Annotated in this window: 15 protein-coding genes and 1 pseudogene; 5 read left to right on the top strand and 11 right to left on the bottom strand. The window is 39.3% G+C overall.

The genetic code is table 11. From position 1 onward, the window contains the following. Positions 1-187 precede the first annotated feature (187 nt). Positions 188-3,166 (top strand): excinuclease ABC subunit UvrA, encoded by a 2,979-nt coding sequence (uvrA, locus tag AC2SLO_RS03950; protein WP_486543361.1) that lies wholly within the window; start codon positions 188-190, stop codon positions 3,164-3,166. 470 nt (positions 3,167-3,636) lie between these two features. Here uvrA and AC2SLO_RS03945 read toward each other — a convergent pair whose 3' ends face one another. The 4 genes from AC2SLO_RS03945 to AC2SLO_RS03930 all read right to left on the bottom strand — a co-directional run bounded on the left by AC2SLO_RS03945 (position 3,637) and on the right by AC2SLO_RS03930 (position 6,474). Further along, entirely contained in the window at positions 3,637-4,155 is a 519-nt protein-coding gene (locus AC2SLO_RS03945) for an IS256 family transposase, variant Zn-binding type (protein ID WP_495637097.1), read from the bottom strand. A 9-nt stretch (positions 4,156-4,164) separates the two neighbouring features. After that, a complete protein-coding gene (locus AC2SLO_RS03940; RefSeq protein WP_495637096.1) occupies positions 4,165-4,572 on the bottom strand; it encodes an IS1/IS1595 family N-terminal zinc-binding domain-containing protein in 408 nt (135 codons plus the stop codon). 110 nt (positions 4,573-4,682) lie between these two features. Next, positions 4,683-5,369, bottom strand: a complete 687-nt coding sequence (locus AC2SLO_RS03935) for a GTP pyrophosphokinase (protein ID WP_486543878.1) — start codon at positions 5,367-5,369, stop codon at positions 4,683-4,685. Next, positions 5,362-6,474, bottom strand: a complete 1,113-nt coding sequence (locus AC2SLO_RS03930; RefSeq protein WP_486543879.1) for a ParA family protein — start codon at positions 6,472-6,474, stop codon at positions 5,362-5,364. The genes AC2SLO_RS03935 and AC2SLO_RS03930 overlap by 8 nt, the downstream gene beginning before the upstream one ends. Positions 6,475-7,811: 1,337 nt before the next feature. Here AC2SLO_RS03930 and AC2SLO_RS03925 point away from each other — a divergent pair. From AC2SLO_RS03925 to AC2SLO_RS03910, 4 genes are all read left to right on the top strand, one after another. After that, positions 7,812-8,036, top strand: coding sequence for a hypothetical protein (locus tag AC2SLO_RS03925; protein ID WP_486543880.1), 225 nt, complete (start codon positions 7,812-7,814; stop codon positions 8,034-8,036). Positions 8,037-8,228: 192 nt separating this feature from the next. Continuing rightward, positions 8,229-10,301, top strand: coding sequence for a carboxypeptidase regulatory-like domain-containing protein (locus AC2SLO_RS03920; protein ID WP_486543881.1), 2,073 nt, complete (start codon positions 8,229-8,231; stop codon positions 10,299-10,301). Positions 10,302-10,401: 100 nt separating this feature from the next. Then, positions 10,402-11,337: an IS256 family transposase, variant Zn-binding type gene (locus AC2SLO_RS03915; RefSeq protein ID WP_495637095.1), complete on the top strand. Its 936-nt coding sequence runs from the start codon at positions 10,402-10,404 to the stop codon at positions 11,335-11,337. Positions 11,338-11,691: 354 nt separating this feature from the next. After that, positions 11,692-13,809 carry an alpha/beta hydrolase family protein gene (locus AC2SLO_RS03910; RefSeq protein WP_486543346.1) on the top strand — a complete coding sequence of 706 codons (2,118 nt, stop codon included), beginning with the start codon at positions 11,692-11,694 and terminating at the stop codon, positions 13,807-13,809. 159 nt (positions 13,810-13,968) lie between these two features. Here AC2SLO_RS03910 and katG read toward each other — a convergent pair whose 3' ends face one another. The 7 genes and pseudogenes from katG to AC2SLO_RS03875 all read right to left on the bottom strand — a co-directional run bounded on the left by katG (position 13,969) and on the right by AC2SLO_RS03875 (position 22,364). Beyond that, on the bottom strand, positions 13,969-16,146 hold the full coding sequence (gene katG, locus AC2SLO_RS03905; protein WP_486543356.1) for a catalase/peroxidase HPI: 2,178 nt from the start codon (positions 16,144-16,146) through the stop codon (positions 13,969-13,971). Positions 16,147-16,621: 475 nt separating this feature from the next. Beyond that, positions 16,622-16,717: pseudogene (locus AC2SLO_RS03900) on the bottom strand (hypothetical protein); the annotation flags it as partial. 198 nt (positions 16,718-16,915) lie between these two features. Next, on the bottom strand, positions 16,916-17,227 hold the full coding sequence (locus tag AC2SLO_RS03895; RefSeq protein WP_486543344.1) for a cupin domain-containing protein: 312 nt from the start codon (positions 17,225-17,227) through the stop codon (positions 16,916-16,918). 41 nt (positions 17,228-17,268) lie between these two features. Next, the gene (locus AC2SLO_RS03890; RefSeq protein ID WP_486543342.1) at positions 17,269-19,476 is read right to left on the bottom strand and encodes a TonB-dependent receptor; all 2,208 of its coding nucleotides are present in this window, start codon (positions 19,474-19,476) and stop codon (positions 17,269-17,271) included. A 44-nt stretch (positions 19,477-19,520) separates the two neighbouring features. Beyond that, positions 19,521-20,411 carry a siderophore ABC transporter substrate-binding protein gene (locus AC2SLO_RS03885; RefSeq protein WP_486543354.1) on the bottom strand — a complete coding sequence of 297 codons (891 nt, stop codon included), beginning with the start codon at positions 20,409-20,411 and terminating at the stop codon, positions 19,521-19,523. 211 nt (positions 20,412-20,622) lie between these two features. Beyond that, positions 20,623-21,381, bottom strand: coding sequence for an iron ABC transporter ATP-binding protein (locus AC2SLO_RS03880; protein ID WP_486543340.1), 759 nt, complete (start codon positions 21,379-21,381; stop codon positions 20,623-20,625). Then, on the bottom strand, positions 21,378-22,364 hold the full coding sequence (locus AC2SLO_RS03875; RefSeq protein WP_486543352.1) for an iron chelate uptake ABC transporter family permease subunit: 987 nt from the start codon (positions 22,362-22,364) through the stop codon (positions 21,378-21,380). Before AC2SLO_RS03875 ends, AC2SLO_RS03880 begins: the two co-directional genes overlap by 4 nt. Positions 22,365-22,481: the final 117 nt, after the last annotated feature.

The raw sequence follows: 22,481 nt of genomic DNA, 5'->3' as shown, positions 1-22,481 counted from the left end.
TATTGTCATAACTTTATTATAAAATAACAGACAATTTATGCGTTTGTGTCTACCCTTTTACTATTTGATTAACCTTAACAACCTCATGTTGACCTTATTTAAATTAGTCAGCATGTCTCTCATATTATTCATTACTTTATTATTTATCTAGTTATCTATTTAACACATTCAATAACAAAGGCTTTATATGGCACACGAACACATTAAAATTCGCGGCGCACGTACGCATAACTTAAAAAATATCAATATCGACATTCCCCGTGATAAATTTGTGGTTATCACTGGGCTTTCTGGTTCCGGTAAGTCATCTCTGGCCTTTGACACCTTGTATGCTGAAGGTCAGCGCCGTTACGTCGAGAGCTTGTCAGCGTATGCGCGCCAGTTTTTATCGCAAATGGATAAGCCGGAAGTCGATAGTATCGAAGGCTTATCGCCGGCCATTGCTATTGAACAGAAATCTACCAACCATAACCCGCGCTCTACGGTCGGTACCATTACCGAGATTTACGATTATCTTCGTTTATTATACGCCCGTGTTGGCACGCCTTATTGCCCAGTGCATGACCTACCGATGGTGGCACAAACCATCACCGAAATGGTCGATGACATTATGGCATTGCCTGAAAATACTAAGCTGATGATATTAGCGCCTGTGGTGCGTGACCGTAAGGGTGAGCATGTGGTGCTACTCGAGCAGCTTGTGGGACAAGGTTTTGTGCGCGTGCGGGTCGATGGTAACGTCTATGATATGGATGAGTTGCCTGCCCTTGAAAAGAATAAAAAACACACGATTGAGGTGGTGGTTGACCGCTTCAAAGTACGGGATGACTTAGGCAACCGTGTTGCCGAGAGCTTAGAGACCGCACTGCGTCTTGGTGGCGACTTAGCGATTTTGCACTATATGGACGGCAACCCAAACCCAGACGCGTCCAATCAAGATAGTGACGACCAAGTATTATCCGCCAAGCACTCTTGCCCAATTTGTGACCGTGCGGTATCAGAGCTTGAGCCTCGCCTATTTAGTTTTAACAATCCTTACGGCGCTTGCCCTGCCTGTGACGGACTCGGCAAACGTCAATATTTTGCGGCTGAAAAGCTGGTAACTAATCCTGAGAAAACCTTAAACCAAGGCGCGATTAACGGTTGGGACAGACGTCATGCCTATTACTTTGGCCTACTGACCACAGTAGCCAAGCACTTTGATATTGATATGGATACACCGTGGCAGGATCTGGATAAAGAGCACCGCGATATTATCCTAAATGGCTCAGGTAAAGAGAAAATCTTATTTAACTTTACCGATGAGCGTGGTCGTAAAACCAAAAAAACCACCCCTTTTGAAGGGGTATTGCCCTACCTTGAGCGCCGCTATGCCAAGACGCAAAGTAACTTTGTGCGTGATGAATTGGCAAAATATTTAGCCGATACCACCTGTAACGTCTGTGATGGCGCCCGTCTCAATGAGATAGCCCGTAACGTGCGTGTGGACGGTCGAGGCATTGCTGACATTGTGCAGCTGTCTATTGGCGATGCGGCAAACTATTATAGCGATTTGCACATGGGCGGCGCTAAAGGGGAAGTCAGTGACAAGATTTTCAAAGAGATTAACGAGCGTCTGAATTTCTTAGTCAGTGTCGGGCTTGATTACCTAAACCTTGCGCGCTCAGCTGAAACCTTGTCAGGCGGTGAAGCTCAACGTATCCGACTTGCTAGCCAAATCGGTGCAGGCTTGATGGGCGTCATGTATGTGCTTGATGAGCCTTCTATCGGTCTGCATCAAAGGGACAACGACCGTCTGCTACAGACCCTTGTACGTCTTCGTGATCTTGGCAATACCGTGTTGGTCGTTGAGCACGATGAAGATGCCATTCGCCAAGCCGATCATGTGATTGATATCGGTGTCGGTGCTGGCGTGCATGGCGGTCATGTCATTGCTGAGGGTACGATGCAAGACATTATGGATGTCGAAGAGTCATTAACCGGTCAATACTTGTCAGGTAAAAAGAAAATCGAAATCCCTAAAACCCGTCATAAAGCCAAAACCATTGATCTCAATAATCCGCCTGAAAAAGCACGTATTATGCCAATGGGTAAAGCCAAAGCGGCGGCGGCTAAAAAAGCAGCTAAAAATGCAAAACCCAAGCCCAAAAAGATAGTGCCAATGCAGATTGAGCTAAAAGGCGCCTCAGGTAACAACTTACAGGATGTCGATCTCACCATTCCTATCGGCACCTTTACCTGTATTACCGGTGTATCAGGCTCAGGTAAATCCACCTTAATTAATCGTACCCTGATGCCGTTGGCGGCCACCCAATTAAACAACGCATCGACCTTAGTACCTGATAAATACGACAGTATCACTGGGCTTGAGTATCTCGATAAAATGGTCGATATTGACCAAAGCCCAATTGGGCGTACACCCCGCTCTAACCCAGCGACCTATACGGGCGTATTTACCCCTATTCGTGACTTGTTCTCGCAAACTCAAGAAGCCAAAGCGCGTGGTTATAAAGCCGGTCGCTTTAGCTTCAATGTCAAAGGCGGTCGCTGTGAGACCTGTCAGGGTGATGGCCTAATTAAAGTTGAAATGCACTTCTTACCGGATATGTACGTGCCCTGTGACAGCTGTCATGGCAAACGCTATAACCGTGAGACGCTTGAGATTCATTATAAAGGTAAGAGCATCGCTGAAGTATTGGACATGACGGTAGAAGATGCGACTGAATTCTTCTCAGCCATTCCGCCGATTCATCGCCGGCTACAAGCATTAGTGGATGTTGGTTTAAGCTATATCCGCTTGGGTCAGTCTGCCCCGACATTATCGGGTGGTGAAGCGCAACGTGTTAAGCTGGCGCGTGAGCTTGCCAAACGCGATACCGGGCAAACGCTCTATATCTTGGATGAGCCAACCACTGGTTTGCATTTCCACGATATTTATAAGCTGCTGAATATTCTGCATGCACTGCGCGACAAGGGTAATACCATTATTGTCATTGAGCATAACCTAGACGTCATTAAGACTGCCGACTGGATTGTCGACTTAGGTCCTGAAGGCGGCAAGAATGGTGGCATGATTATCGCGGAAGGCACGCCTGAAGAAGTGGCTGAAAATAAAGCCTCATTTACAGGAGCGTTTTTGAAGCCGATGCTTGAGAATGCTTCTTAAGCTGTTCGTAGTTATTTAAATAAGAAAAAGGCCGTCCTGAGTGGGATGGCCTTTTTTGTGGATTTTATTTGGTAGCATTTCCCTGAAAAGCGTCAAAAAATTGCACTGCAATTTTAGCTTTGCAAGGAAAAATCCTTTAAATAGGATTTTTTAAGAAGCTACTATCTTGGTATGCACAGGGTGAGGAAGGATTAAATGAAGCACTGCTTCATCCTGACGCAAGAGAAAATCTATGATTTTCTTAAGTCTATTAGCAAGGGTCATTCCTGAGTTACGATACTGCCCCTAGCCAAGCACCTGTAACCCCGTGCTTTACCAAGTATATCCACTTCAATCGGGGCTAAACCGCTCCTCTGAGATTGAGGTGTATCTATGAATTAAACTCTTAACGAATATATAATATATTGTGGTGTAATGGACAAAATTCAGGCTAAAAACGAGCGGTTAGTCTCTAATGGACAAAATTCAGGCTAACCTTCAGAGTATGTCATTAAAAAGTATTTAATAAACTTAAGCTTACGTTGTTTATTGAGCCCATTATGACTACTTAATTGTCGTTTTAACTCGCTAAACAAACCTTCTAGAGAATTAGTTGTATTTGGAATGTTTAAGTCATCTAATTTTCTAGAAGTGAATAACCAATCACTATTTACTCGCAAGCTTCTATAAGCACTTCTAAGACGCTTATGGGTGTACCAAGTCTTACCAGTATCTATATTGGTACTACGCTCATTTAAGTAGTCCTCATGAATCAAATACCAGCTATCTAGAGCTTGAATGAAGGTTGTCTTATCATAATCCTTTATATTTAAAGCTAGCTGTCTAAGTGCAATACTTGCGATATTTTGAGGCCTACGAGTTAAGTATCGAGTGATGATCTGTAGCTGATGAAACTGGCACATTTGTATCGGTATATCTTTAAACAAAGCATTAAGACCTCGTCTTCCATCGCAAGTAATGCTAGTGATATCAATGCCTTGTGATTTTATATGCTCTATTCACAGTTTATACAGAGCGTTGGTCTCATAGTGAATAATACGGTGGTGTAATACCGCTTTGCTTGTATAGTCGAGAAATACCATTAAGCCAAATGTTCTACCAAAGTAGGTCGTGTCTATCACTATGTTGGCACGAGTAGGTAGCTTATTAAGTGACTTTATCTCAATAGTATCTAGTCGCCTTTGTATGGTCTTTATGCTACAGCCATACTTATGAGCAAGTTGTTTATAAGTCTGTTTACCTTGAGTATATTCTTGCCACAAAGTTGTATTATTGAGCCGCCTGCCACCTAAAAACTGCCGATTACAAACAAGGCATTTGTACTGCTGTTTCCCTGATTTATAACCATTCTTTTTCGTGTGTTTTTCACCACAAAAAGGGCAGTTTTTTGATTCATGGCTTTCAATCCTTGCAAATACTTATAGTATATAGCTTTAAAGGGGGTGTCAGCCTGAATTTTGTCCATTACACCTATATTGTTTATCAAACACTGAAAATATTAACTATCTTTTCTTCTTTATTCAGTCTTTGATCTATGATGAGTTCTAAATATTGAGTCAGCTAGTCTAGTTCCTGTTGAAACTAACTTGGATAATACTCTTAGTTGTTCTTTACAAGCTTCACTATTTGTAGGATTAGGATAGTTAATCGTATGATCAATTTCTCCCCATATTTCTTCAAAAAGTGTTCTAACTTGTATTTCGCAACAAATATCCGAATCTTCTTTAGGCTTTATTACATAATGTATACTTGTATAATAAGAGTCCTTAATTTTTGGTTCTAGTCCTAAATCTACGAAAAAATTGCTAGATTCAGGATCCCATGAATATGCAACTGGTTGTTCTCTGAAAAACCAATCTCCGTTATCAACTTGTTTTTGTATATGATTATGAATAGTAGTAAGTTGGTCTTGATATAGGTGAATAACTCTTACCCCAGCCAAATCTGTTACTTTTTCAAATATATTTTCTACAGTAAAAGGGTTCTCATCATCCCACTTCCTTTCTAACTTACCTCCTAAATGTGAAGGATCTTTTAATCTACTTTTTACAGTATAGATAATTGGGTTTCCATATTCATTTAAGCTTGGCTCTAACTCAAAAGTATCTACCACTCCCTTCATAAAACGTTCAAAAAGATGCTTATTAGACTCATATTCCTTTACTAGACTCGCAATATCTCTCGTATCATTCATATTATTCATTTAACAACTCTATACGTTTTAATAAATCCGTACAAAAATCAATATAACTCTTTTTGGTTTCTCTATATTGAGGACCGGAGCCCCCCAAGGTACTTTTATGCTCAGCATCTATATTCTGATCATCAGGTACTTCCCACATTGGCTTATTGTAATATTGTGCCATAGAGGGAAATGTATTATGGGTATGCATTACAGAAGTTAAACCTATAGGTTGCTCCATCATACCTTTAGATAAATGCGATCTCATATCTTCTTGAATATTCTGCTCAATCGTATTAGGTATTTTTTGCGCATAGTTTAGATGCGCTTTAGCTAAACCCCATTGATTGCTACCCTTATATTTCTTAGCATTATATATAGTGTAACCTAAAAAAGTAACAAAATTCTTTGGAAATCCGTGCCTCTTTTCGTCAGAAATTAACTGATAAACTATATCGAACTCATCCTTCCATGCACTCAAAGCTTTACCAATATTTTTGATTCCGTATAAACTGAACAAGTCAGGAGAAGCAGGTACAAAGAAGCCATCTACTGTAGATATTATGACTTTATTTAAAGACCCTAGGCTTGGTGAGGTATCTATTATTACATAATCATACCCATGCTCTTCAGTATAAGATTCGGCTAGATTACGTATTTTAGTTATAGTTCTGATAGCTAAAGGTTCACCTCTGTATATATCCGTCCATCGACTAGCTACTTTCTCTTCATATAGATGTAAAGTTAGTCTGCCAGGAATAATATGTAGATTATTATTATCTTTTATATTTATTGGTGGCGGTAATTTTTCAAGCTCTCCTGTCCCTTCCTCTGTAGGTTTGAGTAGAAAATGCAAACTGCGTGGCTCTTCTATAACTTGATTAAACTCTTCTACTGTTAATTTCTTCTTTGAAGATTCAAAACCTTCGTCTATAAAATCATCTTCCACTGCCCACAAATCATGAATATAGTCCTGTTTTAAAGCATATATAGTTAAGTTGCATTGTGGATCAGCGTCTATGAGTAATACCTTTTTCCCCATTTCAGAGAGAGCATGTGCAACGTGGTAAGTAAGAGTTGTTTTGCCTACACCACCTTTATTATTAAATACTGATATTATTTTCATTTATAACTTCCGAATACTGTAAGTTTCAAAAACTGTGGAAATTAAGATTATGTTATACGAAAAATTTGCTTTAAGCGAGTAAGTATTAATTTCCATTGCTATTAAGTTATAGTGTCACCTAATAAGATACTTCGCTTTTTCAATGTATAATTTAACTTAATACCTAGACTAAAATAATATTGAGACCATCATGTCTCTATCCCTAAAATAACAAACAATCTAAGGTTAACTACATAGCGCAACTTAACAGTGCCTGCTTTATCCTAAGCTCATAATTGGATTTAAAGATTAAAACCTAGTAGTCTAAAATGCAATATTAGGTTTATGCTCCTCTATGTCAACCTACTGCATATTAGTCTCTTTTATAACTGGTATCGCCTGATTAATATAGTTATCCCAAAAATTATCTGAGATAGAGGCATCTTAAATATTTTTAAAAAAATCCAACATCTCTCAACGGATAGATCAGTACAGTTACTACATAAAAACCCTAAAGCACCAATCATATTAAGTGTGTTTATTTGTTCATTATTTAACGTGCCCGCATCATTAGTTAAAGTATTTACCTCTTCCCAAAGAGTTTGGGTTTAATTCAAACTTTGCCTCAACTCTTCTCCATCTTCATAAAATATCCTTTTACCCGTTTCAAGGATTTGATCACTAATCTGAGGAGCATTATTTTCAAAGTTGTTGGAGAACACCATTATAATGGTATACATAAATCCAGCTTTAAATAGACTGTAATCAATATCACTTAATTCAATGTTATTTACATCCCTTGAAAAGGGATTTAATACTTCATTATCAAAAATATTATTCGAATTTTGAGCATGAAGTGTGCAGGATAAACAGAGTACTGAATAATAGTCAAGCTAACCAGACTTAATCAGTTTAGAAACATTATGAAGTCCTTTTGAAAAATAGATATCTGTACATTAGAGCAGCAATAAAGGATATAACAAATGATAAATTTATGACTGACTTAATCTCTGCAGAAGAACAAGCAAAATATATCAGATCTATTTGCATTATGGTGTGCGATATATCCACTAAGTAAAAGGGGGCCGTTATCTGAAAACGAAGCACATAGATTGGGTGAAGTTTACGACACCCAACACCAAGTAATTTAATTCAACCAATAATATGTTGGGTCTCGTGCCTCGATACCAACCTACACTGCCTGACACATATACGAAAAATCTGTACAAGGCTAGCTTGAAGTTTACGACACCTAACATACATCAAAATATCAAACCAATCTACCCAAATAAACATCAACTAAACCATCCTCAACATACCGATGAAACGACGAATCTTGCCAATGCAAAACCTTATATATGTTAACGCGTACTGGCTTTAACCCTGAGCTTGAGCATTTAGAACCGTTGATTGTTATAGAAGATGACGGAAAGATATTAACCAAGCATGGCCATTCTGTGAAGGAGCCATGCTTATGGTTATTTGGGTATGGCGAGTGGGCAAGCCCTGCCTTGTATACGCCACTATTGTTGGTGCAGGGCGAAGCGCACGAGAAAATGTGCCTGCGTTGGTTGAGTTTTTGAAGGGTGATTTGTAGGTTGGCGTGGTGCTTTTCATACTCAGGAAACCATCCTAGCTAGCTAACCAAAACACTACTGGCCTATTCTTACTGCATGGAACCACCCTTTAATTTTTGTTAATCTATATTTAAAAAGATATTCAAAGTGTCACGAAAAATGTGTACACTAATATTATTTATTATAAGAGAATATCTCATGAAAAACTTACATGCACTAACATCAGGTTTATTGATTGCAACCCTTAGCTTAGCCGGCTGCGGTGGTGATGATTCATCAGGCACTCAAAAAATAACCAGTAGCAAAGACACCTCAAACCTTACCGTTAGTGGCATGGTTAGTGATAAATCAGGCAACCCTATCCAAGGCGTGACCATTCAAGCCGCTGACAAGACAGTGACTACTGACGCCACTGGAAAATATACGCTAGAGTTAGCAGATATCGATACAGACGACTCAAGCATAATCATCTTAATTAAAAAAGATGGCTATATGACTACTGCTAAAGAAATTAACGCAGTAACAAGCGGTACCTATACTGTCGATGTCATCTTGTCTGCTGACCAAGTTACTACTGAGTTTTTCAGCAGTAATGGTATCAATCAGCTTCAAGTATCAGGCGCCACTGTTACTATTCCAAGTAATAGTATTGTGACCGCTGATGGTAAAGACTACATCGGCAAAGTTAATATTGCCAGCAACTACTACAATCCTGACTCAGTTGAAGGTGCTCAATCTTTTGCACAGCCCTTTGCTGGTCAAGACAAAGACGGCCGAAATGAGACAGGTCTGGTCACCGTTGGTGTGATTGATGTGAAATTGACTGACCCTAATACAGGTGCCAAGCTCAATTTAAAAGAAGATACTAGAGCAACACTAACCTTTCCAGAAGCCACCACCGATCAAGATTTAGCACAAATACCATTATGGTATTACGATGAAGAGCAGATGATTTGGATAAAAGATGGTGTCGCAATACGTCAGTCTGACGGCACCTATCAAGGACAGGTCACTCACTTTACTTTATGGAACCTCGACATTGCTGTGCTTGAATATTCAGCACTGGTGCAAGGCTGTTTTGTTGAAGAAAATACTCAAAAGCCAATCGCTGGTGGCATCGATGCCATGATAAAAGGGCGCGGCTTTGTTAATTACGGCAGTATTGATGATGAAGGCAAATTTAGCGCACGTGTGCCTATCAATACACCATTGACGTTAGCACCTCATTACAATAAAAACAGCTTCAACGCCGTTGATATTCCTGCGTTAAAACAAAACACCATTTACAAGATCAATAACGGTGATTGTATTACTGCCAAAGACCCTAGCTCAGATGATGTCTTTACCTATGTCGATGTGTTCCAGACGCTACCACTGGTACCTGTACCAGTAACGCCAAACCCGCAACCTAAGCCGCCTTTAACGACTATCGATCCGAAGCCTGTTGATACTCAAGCCGGTATCATTGGTCATTTTTTCTACTTTGATGAGCGCTATAATGGGACTAACACTGAGCAATTAAATGACGTCCATTTAGAAAGCTTCCGTGCGACAAACAGCAATACCATGGAATTCATTGAGCAATCCCTGTACAACAAGAGCGACTATATCAATGATAATGTAGAGGACACGATTGAATACGCCCTAACAGTAAATGGGCTTGAAGCGAGATCAAAATCTACACTTATCGCTGATAATAACTTCCGAAAAGTTGAGTGGTATAAGACCACGTATAACAATAATGTTCTCACTCAGCGATTAAGTAACGGTGCAACTTATACTTTCAAAATGAAAGACGTATCAATTGCTAATCAAAAAATTGGAGATGTTTTTGCACTTGAGAATATCGACGACGAGTATATTTCAGCTGAAACTCTTGAACGTCTAAATAACTTACCGAATCAGCTAAGTGTGTTTAATAACAACGCCACTTGTAAAAAGCTCGTTTCAATATCGCATGGTGATATACCTTATATCGATTTTGAAACTGACAGTATTAGCGATAATGGCTTTGATGGTAGTTATAATACTGACCTACTTGAAGGGACATGGGCAGGTATTCCATGGAAGGCATCATCTAATAAAGATGAGTATGAAGATAATACATCTAGCGCCTATGTAAAATATGACAATAAAACTTACTACGGCATCTATTACTGGCCAGGCAGTGAAACACTGACAGAAGCTGATAAAAATGAGTGCGCTCTTTATAATGATGCAGCAAAAGAACAAATTATTGCGGCATTAAAAGAAGCCTACCCTGCGCTATAAGTTGCACTAAAGTCAAACTCAAAGATAGATTATTAGGTGTAATGGACAAAATTCAGGCTGAGACCCCCTTTAAAGCTATATACTATAAGTATTTGCAAGGATTGAAAGCCATGAATCAAAAAACTGCCCTTTTTGTGGTGAAAAACACACGAAAAAGAATGGTTATAAATCAGGGAAACAGCAGTACAAATGCCTTGTTTGTAATCGGCAGTTTTTAGGTGGCAGGCGGCTCAATAATACAACTTTGTGGCAAGAATATACTCAAGGTAAACAGACTTATAAACAACTTGCTCATAAGTATGGCTGTAGCATAAAGACCATACAAAGGCGACTAGATACAATTGAGATAAAGTCACTTAATAAGCTACCTACTCGTGCCAACATAGTGATGGACACGACCTACTTTGGTAGAACATTTGGCTTAATGGTATTTCTCGACTATACAAGCAAAGCGGTATTACACCACCGTATTATTCACTATGAGACCAACGCTCTGTATAAACTGGGAATAGAGCATATAAAATCACAAGGCATTGATATCACTAGCATTACTTGCGATGGAAGACGAGGTCTTAATGCTTTGTTTAAAGATATACCGATACAAATGTGCCAGTTTCATCAACTACAGATCATCACTCGATACTTAACTCGTAGGCCTCAAAATATCGCAAGTATTGCACTTAGACAGCTAGCTTTAAATATAAAGGATTATGATAAGACAACGTTCATTCAAGCTCTAGATAGTTGGTATTTGACTCATGAGGACTACTTAAATGAGCGTAGTACCAATATAGATACTGGTAAGACTTGGTACACCCATAAGCGTCTTAGAAGTGCTTATAGAAGCTTGCGAGTAAATAGTGATTGGTTATTCACTTCTAGAAAATTAGATGACTTAAACATTCCAAATACAACTAATTCTCTAGAAGGTTTGTTTAGCGAGTTAAAACGCCAATTAAGCAGTCATAATGGGCTCAATAAACAACGTAAGCTTAAGTTTATTAACAACTTTTTAATGACATACTCTGAAGGGTAGCCTGAATTTTGTCCATTAGAGACTAACCGCTCGTTTTTAGCCTGAATTTTGTCCATTACACCGATTAATTATTATAAAACCGCTCATAGCCAACGCTATGGGCGGTTTTTATTTTAAGGGGTGATTACCGTTACACTTTGATTTTTATTAAAACGGTAGAACTGCTTTTAAGGTTAATAAAGTATAGCTAATATTAATAAAGTATACGCTCTAAAAATACCTTAGATAATGCTGATATATTTTAATTGTACTTTTGATGCTATTGAGCGTAATATTTTTAAGCGCTATCTTTTAAAGCGCAGACTTTTAAAAATTAAGTCACATAATTAAAACCATAAAAAAGGAATGTTATTAATGACTCTAAAAACAAATTTACTCTTTTCTATGATGATGGCGTGTGGCGGTATCGCCCACAGTGCAACTGCGGCAAAAGACGCACTTCCAGGCAATCCTGCACTGCCCTCCTCGCCCGCCGTTTTAGAAAAACTGGCTAATTCAGCGAATAATGACTCTCCTTATAAAGTAGAAGATTTCTTTACCTTACCTGAGGTTAGTGGTTATCAAATTGCACCAAATGGCAAACACCTCAGTTGGCGTAAGCGTAATGCTCAAGGAAAACGAGACATTTGGATAAAAAATGTTACCACAGGTAAAGAACAAAAATTCATCACTGAGGGTAGCGACGTTATTCGCGGCTATGGCTGGATTAATGATAACACGCTTATTTATATGCAAGATAATGGCGGTGACGAAAACTATCACATTCACGCCAAGGGCATCACTGATAACGTATCTAGAGATTTAACGCCCTTTGATGGTGTACGAGCTATGATTAATAATAGCTTAAAAGATGACAAAGAACACATCATCATCCAAATGAATAAAGACAATCGTGAACTGTTTGAGCCATATCGTCTCAACGTCAACAGTGGCCAAATGGAAAAGCTTTATAGCAATCCTGCCAGTGAAGAGCCTATTGACGACTTCACCTTTGATAAAGACGGCAATCTGCGTATCATTGCCCGTATTGTCGATGGTATCGATACCGCATTATTCTACAATATAGAGGGTGAATTTAAGAAAATCAAACACGTACCTTTTGGTGAAAACTTCTACGTACTTGGTTTTGATGAAAACACCGAAAACCCTGATGATGCCTATGTTGTCTCTGATCTTGACAGTGATAAAGCCAAAATTTACCGTTACGACTTAAAGAAAAATGCTGTTATTGAAAAGGTTTTCTCTCATAATACCTATGATGCAGGCAGTGTCATTTTATCTCGTAAACGTGGCTACGAATTAGATGCAATTACCTATAATGGAGAAAAACCGCAGACCATCGCTAAAAGTAAAACCTTCAAAACATGGATGGATGATTTAAAAAAACAACTGGGCACAGACAATCAAATAGAGATTGTTGATAATGACGATGATGAGCTAAAAATGTTGGTTTATGTGTCAAGCGACCGTAACCCTGGTAGCTATTATTTGTATGATACCAAAACCAAAAAGCTTGATATGCTGACCAAAATATTCCCGCATTTAAAGCGTCAAGAGATGTCACAAATGACGCCGATAACCTTTAAGTCACGTGATGGGCTGGATTTACATGGTTACTTTAGCCGTCCAGCCACCGCCAAAAAGGATGAGAAAGTGCCTGTGGTGGTTATCGTTCATGGTGGGCCGCAAGGGGTGCGTGATAGTTGGGGCTTTAGCCCTGAAGTGCAATTATTGACTAGCCAAGGTTATGGGGTTTTACAAGTGAACTTTCGTGTATCAGGGGGTTATGGTAAAACCTTCTATAATGCTGGTATTGGCGAGGTCGGACGCAAGGCAATGGACGACGTCGAGGACGGTGTGCAATATATTATCGATAAAGGCTGGGTCGACCCTGAACGTATAGGTATTTATGGCGGCAGTCATGGTGGATTTGCGGTATTACGTGGGCTGATTAAAACACCTGATTTGTATGCTTGTGGCGTTGATTATGTTGGCGTCTCTAACCTGTATACGTTTATGAAAACGCTACCACCTTATTGGGAATCATACCGTAAAGCGATGTACAAGATTTGGTATGACCCTGATAATGCCGAGCAGCGTAAAATCATGGATGAGGTATCGCCACTACAAAATGCGGATAAGATTACTAAGCCCTTATTTGTTATTCAGGGCGCAAATGACCCTCGTGTGAACATTAATGAGGCTGACCAAATTGTAGAGAGCTTACGTAAACGTGGTGTTGATGTGCCTTATATGGTGAAATATGATGAAGGTCATGGTTTTGCTAAAGAAGCCAATCGCCTTGATATGTATCGTACGACTGTCGGATTCTTTCATAATTGCTTGGCTGAAAAGCCAGAAAACCAGCTGGAGGATACCGTTGGTACAACTGAAAAAATGGCAGTTACTGATGATAATACAGAATCTGTAAATATTACTGAGAAGCGTATTATTCGTCCGACAGATAAATAACGTCGAATAAATAAAGACAAATTAGTTTGATAAGTTTGGACAAAATACCAAGATTTCAATGCTGGATTAAAGTCGCTTAAATTGGTAATCTACAGAAAAACCGCCTAGCAGTGCTAGGCGGTTTTGATTTTATTAAAATAAATTATTTAGCGAATAGCCCTAACTTGGTTTAAAGTTAGCCATCATAACTTTGTTCCAAGCTTTCACAAAGTCTTTAACAAATTTCTCTAGGTTATCATCTTGTGCATAAAGCTCTGCATAAGAGCGTAAGATTGAGTTTGAACCAAAGACTAGGTCAACACGCGTCGCTTCCCATTTTATATTACCCGTACGACGTTCACGTATAATATAAGATTGAGCAGCAGTATTATCAGTCTTAACAGGTTCCCAAGTGTAGTTCATATCCGTTAAGTTAACGAAGAAATCATTGGTTAACACACCTGGGCGATCGGTAAATACACCTTTATTACTGTGACCATAATTAGTATCAAGTACACGCATACCACCGATTAATACGACCATTTCAGGAGCAGTTAGACCCATTAACTGAGTGCGATCCAATAGCATCTCTTCTGGAGACACCGCATAGTCTTTCTTCACCCAGTTACGATAGCCATCGTGTAAAGGCTCAAGGTCAGAGAATGAGTCAACATCCGTCATCTCATCAGTTGCATCACCACGGCCTGGTACAAAAGGTACTTTGATATCAACGCCAGCATCTTTAGCCGCTTGCTCAATCGCAGCATTACCACCCAATACGATTAAATCAGCTAGGCTAACTGGCTTATAAAATTCAGACTGAATGCGAGTTAAAGACTCTAACACACGTTTTAACTGTTCAGGCTCATTACCAATCCAGTCCTTTTGTGGAGCAAGACGAATACGAGCGCCATTAGCGCCACCACGATAATCTGACTGACGATAAGTACGTGCGCTATCCCAAGCCGTAATGATCAGCTCGCGTCTTTCTAAACCGCTGTCTAGAATTTGAGCGCTTAGTTTAGCGATATCATCATCGGTCAAATTAGCATTGCCCTCTGGGATAGGATCTTGCCAAATGAAGTCTTCAGCAGGAACATCTGCACCTAAATAGCGAGACTTTGGACCCAAATCACGGTGCGTCAATTTAAACCAAGCTTTGGCGAATACTTGATCAAAATACTCTGGATCGTTATGGAACTTCTCAGAGATTTTACGATACTCAGGATCTTTAATCATGGCCATATCAGCATCTGTCATGATTGGGTTACGGCGTACACTTGGATCATGAGCATCGACTGGACGGTCTTCCTCAGCGATGTTAACAGGTTCCCACTGCCAAGCACCGGCAGGGCTCTTAGTAAGCTCCCAGTCATACTTGAATAATAAGTCAAAGTAGCCATAGTCCCACTGCGTCGGATGAGTGGTCCACGCACCTTCAATACCACTGGTTACCGTGTCGCCCGCATTACCTTTACCTTTAGGATTGCGCCAACCTAGACCTTGCTCTTTCACATCCGCAGCTTCTGGCTCATCTTCTAATAATGAAGCATCGCCATTACCGTGAGTTTTACCGACTGTGTGACCACCTGCTGTCAAAGCAACTGTCTCTTCGTCATTCATAGACATACGGCCAAAGGTCGTACGAATATCAGCAGCGGTTTTTAATGGATCAGGATTACCATCCACACCTTCTGGGTTCACATAGATTAGACCCATCTGCACGGCAGCAAGAGGATTTTCAAGACTTTCACGTTTGGCATCATCTTCATAACGGTTTTTAGTTTCTGCCAACCATTCACGCTCTGAACCCCAATAAATATCTTTTTCTGGGTGCCAGATATCTTCACGACCGCCCGCGAAACCTATAGTTTTAAAGCCCATAGATTCATAGGCCATGTTACCGGCTAAAATGAATAAATCAGCCCATGATAGCTTGTTACCATATTTACGCTTAATAGGCCATAAAAGGCGACGTGCTTTATCTAAGTTTGCATTGTCAGGCCAGCTGTTAAGAGGCGCAAAGCGTTGGTTACCAGTGCCAGAGCCACCACGGCCATCAGCACGTCGATAAGTACCAGCCGAGTGCCATGCCATACGAATCATTAAGCCGCCGTAATGACCCCAATCCGCTGGCCACCACTCTTGAGAGTCTGTCATAAAGTCTTTTAGATCTTGCTTAACGGCCTCTAAATCAAGCTCTGAGAATGCCTTAGCATAGTCAAAATCCGGATCCATTGGGTTGGTCTTTTGATCATGTTGATGCAAGATATCTAGGTTAAGCGTGTTTGGCCACCAATCAGTAACTGAAGACGCTTTGGTTGTGTGTGCTTGATGCATCACCGGACATACGCCCATACTTGGACGTTCAGGAGTGTTGCTATGATCCGCATTTTCGCTGTGAATTGTAGGGCCTTCCCCATTTCCTTGATCGTAAGTTGTGTTTGTATTTGAGGTATTTTGGGTATTATCAGTATTAGACACTTTTAAATTCCTATGATGGTTTGGAGCAATTTAATGCTCTGTTTTAAGTTTAGTAGAGATAGTCCACTCCTCAGTGAACCTTTCTACCAAACTGTTGATTAAAAAGTTGTTTTTATAATCGTCTTATAATCGTTACTATAAGTTCAGATTATGAATGAGATATTGCAAGAAACGGCAAGATTCCTCCCTTGCCTATCCCTTAACAAACAAGATATACCAGACGTCACCCATAGTGAACTTTATATTAGGAAAAACTATGATTGATTTATTAAATCATCATTATAATTTTGATAATTTATATCATACAATCAACAAATGTTCTATAATTTATTTTTAATTACCAGTCAACTTAGATGAATGCTTGGATGCCCGTTTGCGCACGTCCCAAAATAAGAGCATGAATATCATGGGTGCCTTCATAGGTATTAACGGCCTCTAGATTCATGGCATCACAACAACAATATTTGGGTTAAAAAATGTGCCCCAAGTCCGACCACCGGTACCATTTAAAACAACTAAGCCCCTATTAAGGGGCTTAGTTGTTGTCTGGTTTTTTGAGTATTTGGATGAATAAATTTATAATTCAAGGAATACTACTACGTGCTTTTATTTTTTCACACCTAGTTCATCTTACTACTCAAAGTTATTCAGTCACTCTTTCCAAAAACATCACATGAGCTTCAACCAATGCATAAGGTCTATGGGCAACCATTTTTGGAACTTTAATAACCTCACCCTTATTAACTTCAAATGTTTTATCTTTTGTCTCTAACATGAGTTGTCCATCTAAAACAATAAACAATTTTTCTTCGAATTCATGAGTATGCCATTCATACTCACCTTTAAGCTTGGCTATTTTCATAACCATATCATTAAATTGAAAGACATCTTGAGGTTTCCAGTACTTTGTAATACTGTCAAATTCTTGCTCTATATTTTTTACAATAGCTGTCATCTTGTTACTCCTACAATAAATAATTTAACTGCATAGATATTTTAAAAGTCTACTGTCGCAGACAGTTTTAATGTTCTTGGCTCACCTAAACCCAGCTGTAAATAATAAGGCTTTGCCCAATGTTCTTTATCTAAGGCATTAGTCAGATCAACACGTAAGATTACTGGATGCTGCCACGCTTGAGTCTCATATCGTGCACCTAAATCCAATAAAGCATAGCCAGGAATGGCAACCGAGTTATTTTGATCGACATACTGATCGGAAACAGCGGTAACATTACTCGTTAATGTTAAGTTCTCAATGTAAGGTTGATCCCATTCAACACCGAGTTTTGACTGCCATTTTGGTACACCAGCTGCTTCATTACCTTTAGTCATATCAGTTGCAGTTTTAGTTAATTCTGCATCTATGTATGAGATACCACCCATTAGACGTAGGTCTTGCATAGGAGACCCGAAGAAACTCCACTCTACTCCACGGTTACGCTGTTCACCCCCAGATGAAAATACCTTGGACACTGGATCTAAATAGCTAGAAGGTTTTTTTATTTCATAGGTGCTCAAAGTATGAACAAAATCTCCTAAGTCCAGTTTGATACCTACTTCTTTTTGTTTGGTTTTATAAGGCGAAAAAACCTTGCCAGCATTAACAGCTTCAACAGGTGCTCTGTCACCTTGGCTCAGCCCTTCGATATAGTTTGCATAAATAGATACATTATCCGTAAGCTTAACAACACCTGCAACGGATGGCGTGGTTGCGCTTTTGTCGTAACCTTCAGAGGCAAGTAAACCACTTTGATCAACTTTTACCTTTTGATGTCGTACCCCTAAAGTTAGTTGATACTTATCTTCATCAAACGACAATGTGTCCGCTATACCATAACTGGTTAAATCTGTGTCAGTATTAAGTAATGCTGGAACCTTAAAAGGAGTATTAAATGCAGGCCATTTAGGATCATAAATATTGGTCGTTATATCCATACCTCTTAAAAAACGTGCGTTTAAATTGTAATCCTCCTTAAACTTAGTCGTGTTCACTGCCAATTCGTGTCCTATTGTGCCTGTCGTAAATTCTGTTCTTAGACCAATTTCACCAGATTTTCGTTCCCAATCATCACCTACCTCACCCAATGATGTCGTGTAATCACCTGCATCGTTGATTACCGTAGCACGTGAAGCACTTTGAGACTCAAAATCAGTCTCACTGCGCCCAATGGATCCATAAATTCTGGTAGTATCATTAATTTCATACTCACCTTTAAGCATAATGCCTGTATCTTTCGACTTATTGTATGCCCAGTCTGGATTGAGTTGAGTACCTGATTTTGGCGGTTTGGGTAGCTTCACACCAGGCGCCAATTGTATTCCCCTAGTTGGTGCATCCACCGTCTCTTTACTATGGTAGATATCTAAACTTGCCTCTGAACGATCCCCTCGATAATCTAAAGCTAAAGAAGCTAGACCCATTTCACTCTTTTGATCATCAACTGCTGTATCACCATCGCGGTACATTCCATTCAAACGCATTCCAAATTGATTGTCCTCACCAAAACGTCGACCAATATCAATATGCCCACCAAATTGTGAGTCCGATAAATACTTCAAAGTTACTTGTGTTAATGGCGTATCATTGGCTCGTTTTGGTACCAGATTTATTGCTCCCCCAACTGAGCCATTAGGGGCCATTCCATTTAACATTGCTGAGGGACCTTTTAATACCTCTACCCTTTCAAACATTTCGGGTGAGCTTCGATAATAAGGCGCGATACCATATAACCCATTAACCGTTGCATCTTCCAATGTAGAGGTAAATCCACGTATTTTATAATTTTCAATGTTCTCACCAGCAATGTCACTACTATAAACAGCAGCATCTGTTTTTGATATTACCTCTGTAATATCCATCGCCTGCGTATCTTCAATAAAATCATCTGTATAATTGATTGCACTAAAAGGCGTATTAAGTAGGTCTTTATTGCCTAAAAAACCCATATGATTGTTATAGGTAATCTGTCCACCTGGAAAGGTGGGCTCAGCATTCTTTAGTGCCATCACTTCAATAGTAGATAAAGTTGCAGAAGGCCTCTCTTCTGCTTGAGCGACTGGTAAAGTAATGTATATTATGCTTGCTATTAAAGCAGTCTCGCTTGAAACATTTATCAATGATTTGATAGAAGCGTGTAAAGTGGATATTTTGCTTGGTACGATTTTTGAAGCTCTACTATTTTTATATTTTATTGATTTGAGCATATAAATCTTCCTTGTTTTAATCGTTAAAATATTTGAAAATTGAACTACTGATAGGCTTGAATAACATCATCCATAATCAACATTAACGAGGTTGGACTAGCCGATGTGGTATACCATGCATCTGCATCTACAAAAACAACACGATCATTTTTCCAGGCTTTAGTCTGGCGCAGTAAGGGATTGGTAACAGTCTCAGGTTTGATGACATCTCGATGCTCCATCACAGCTGTTCTATCTATGATGTATAAAATATCGGGATCAGCGTGTTGGATAAATTCACTCGATATAGGTTCGCCATGAAGACTTGTTTCGACGATAGTACTGGCGGGCTTCACACCTAAATCAGTAAAGATAAACCCATATCGGGATTTAATACCGAAATTGCTAAAAGAGCCATTGTTGTGAAGCACAACCAAGGCTTTCTCTGGACGCCCTTGAGTTATTGCTTTTACCTTATCTACTTTGGCATCGAGCATCGCAACTTTTTGTTTAGCCAAATCTTGCTTGTTAAAGATTTTTCCCAGTGTTAAAAGATGGTCTTTAACTTTAGAAATATGCCCTTTCTCACTATCGTTATAATCGATATCAAAGTGTAGTGTCGGTGCAATTTGAGTTAGCTCTTTATAATTCTGAGCTTGCAATGGTGTTATCAAAATTAAATCAGGATGCAAAGCATATACTCGCTCCATGTTAGGCTGAACAATGGCGCCTAAATCTGCAACTTGATTATCTTTTTTATACTTTGATAAAAAATGTGGTACAAAATCTTTTACCATACCGTTTACAGGCACATTAAGCTGATCTAAAAAGTCCACTTCATTCATCGATAAAGCAGCAACATGTTGGGGTTTTTTGGAGATGACGGTCGCACCAAGCTGGTGGGTAATCGTCATTGGAAACTGGGTATTACTAACCTTCTGGTTGTCAGACTCGATTAAATCTTGTTTTTCTACGCTTTGTTTTTTTTCTTCTGCCTTATCTTCTACCTTTTGGCAACCTATGATAAGTAGTGGCAAGGTCAATACAGCAATAAAGGGGGCTATCTTTAATTGGTTTTTCTTGGAAGGTTCATTATTAGCAATCACGCCACTCTCCTTTGTTTAGGTTGTATTGTTTTTGGTCTTAATCAAAAGCTAGATTCAGGGACTAAGTAAAATAATTGCACAATATCCCTTGATCATTATTGTGGATGCTGAAATTAAGCTCATATAGTGCATTTAAATTCTGTTCAGTTATCACTTCATCGACAGCGCCAGAAAAAGCTAATTTTCCCTTTTTTAATGCCACCAAATAATCAGAATAATTAGCGGCAAAGTTAATATCATGAATAACCAAAATAATGGTACGGCCATAGCGATCACATAGATGTCGCAAAGCTTGCATAATCTGTAAAGCGTGTTTCATATCTAAATTATTTAATGGCTCATCGAGTAACAGCACATCAGTCTGCTGAGCAATTGTCATTGCCAAAAAAGCCATTTGACGTTGGCCACCACTAATTTCATCTAAATATTGATGACGCAATTCTTGTAAGCCTAAAAAATCAATCGATTCATCAATGACTTTATTATCATGCTCTGTTAACGCTCCGTGGCTATAAGGGAATCGACCAAACGATATCAACTCCTCGACAGTCAATCGAAGCCCAACATCCAGAGACTGACGAAGCGTTGCTACCTTGCGTGCATAATGAGTAGTGCTAATATCAGCAATGTTTTGTTGGTCTAAAAACACTTGGCCACTACTGGATTGCATGAGCTTAGCGATAATCATTAATAATGTAGATTTTCCCGCTCCATTCGGTCCAATTAACGAGGTGATCGATCCCTTTTTGATATAGAAACTCACCTCATTTAATATATTTTTATCGCCATAGCTTTTGCTAATCGAGTCGATAAAAATCATAAGTTACCTCTACTGCGAAGCGTCAATAGTAAAAAGTAAGAGCCACATACTAAATTCACCAAAATACTCACTGTGGTTTTGTAATTAAAAACATGCTCTACTAAAATTTGTGCAATTAAAAAAAGAGCGATCGCCACCAAACACCCCGTAGGTAAAATGTACTTGTGATGAAAACTACCTGCTAACGCATACGCAATGTGGGCGACGAATATCCCCATAAATACGGTTGGCCCAATTAAGCTAGTAGATACCGCAACCAAAACGCCTATAATCGCCAATATCAATTGTGCAAATTTAGGATAATCAACGCCTAGTGATAAAGCCTGCTCCGCTCCTAAAGCCATTACATCTAAAATAGGTAGCCATTTACGCGCTAACCACAGTACAACCAGAATTACCGCACTGCTATAAAATAAGGTTTGCTCGGTTGCTCGATTAAAAGAGGTGTAACTTACTCCTTGAAAAACAGAAAACTCACCAGGACTTATTCGCAACTGTATAAATTGGGTTATGGTGCTAATTACCATGGTCAGCACAAAGCCAAATAACAGCATAATGAACATATTGTTGTTGCAATAAGGCAAAAGCCAGCGAAACAACAGCCATGAATAAAACGACATTAAAATTAGCGATATTAGAAAGTTTCCACTTGCACCTAGTGTGGCAAATCCTTGCGCACCCACTATAAAAAGGAGTAATGCTTGCCATAACAAAAACACTGCCTCATAGCCCATGATGGAGGGCACCAAAATACGATTGCCCACTACCGTCTGAAAACTAATAGCCGATACTGCTAAGCACACGCCGCCAACCACTAATGTGGCAAGTCTCAATAGACGCTTTGGCATCAGATAATCAAAATCCAAAGACTGACCTTCGCTAATGCCTGTATCAAACAGCATAAAACAGGTGATTAAAAATAAAATAAATATCAGGCCTAACCACAGCTTTACACTGGCAGACAGTTGCCTGTTTAAAATCATGCTCATATTTTTTAGTGCTTTAAATACTGTAGTAATAAGCTTTACTCGCTGTGTGCTAACGCTATTATTAGACGTCGTTTTTATTAAATTTATAACTTTAGTTGCTCTTATTTTGTT

Source organism: Psychrobacter sp. CX14 (genome assembly GCF_057396205.2).
The sequence above is the reverse complement of the archived record's forward strand: the minus strand, read 5'-3'. Positions and strand labels throughout refer to the sequence as shown.

What these genes read in the sequence shown, in the direction of transcription:
- uvrA (WP_486543361.1), top strand. Translation starts at nt 188, where the DNA reads ATGGCACACGAACACATTAAAATTCGCGGCGCACGTACGCATAACTTA.
- AC2SLO_RS03920 (WP_486543881.1), top strand. Translation starts at nt 8,229, where the DNA reads ATGAAAAACTTACATGCACTAACATCAGGTTTATTGATTGCAACCCTT.
- AC2SLO_RS03890 (WP_486543342.1), bottom strand. Translation starts at nt 19,476, where the DNA reads ATGCTCAAATCAATAAAATATAAAAATAGTAGAGCTTCAAAAATCGTA.
- AC2SLO_RS03895 (WP_486543344.1), bottom strand. Translation starts at nt 17,227, where the DNA reads ATGACAGCTATTGTAAAAAATATAGAGCAAGAATTTGACAGTATTACA.
- AC2SLO_RS03880 (WP_486543340.1), bottom strand. Translation starts at nt 21,381, where the DNA reads ATGATTTTTATCGACTCGATTAGCAAAAGCTATGGCGATAAAAATATA.
- AC2SLO_RS03925 (WP_486543880.1), top strand. Translation starts at nt 7,812, where the DNA reads ATGTTAACGCGTACTGGCTTTAACCCTGAGCTTGAGCATTTAGAACCG.
- AC2SLO_RS03935 (WP_486543878.1), bottom strand. Translation starts at nt 5,369, where the DNA reads ATGAATAATATGAATGATACGAGAGATATTGCGAGTCTAGTAAAGGAA.
- katG (WP_486543356.1), bottom strand. Translation starts at nt 16,146, where the DNA reads ATGGGCGTATGTCCGGTGATGCATCAAGCACACACAACCAAAGCGTCT.
- AC2SLO_RS03910 (WP_486543346.1), top strand. Translation starts at nt 11,692, where the DNA reads ATGACTCTAAAAACAAATTTACTCTTTTCTATGATGATGGCGTGTGGC.
- AC2SLO_RS03875 (WP_486543352.1), bottom strand. Translation starts at nt 22,364, where the DNA reads ATGATTTTAAACAGGCAACTGTCTGCCAGTGTAAAGCTGTGGTTAGGC.
- AC2SLO_RS03930 (WP_486543879.1), bottom strand. Translation starts at nt 6,474, where the DNA reads ATGAAAATAATATCAGTATTTAATAATAAAGGTGGTGTAGGCAAAACA.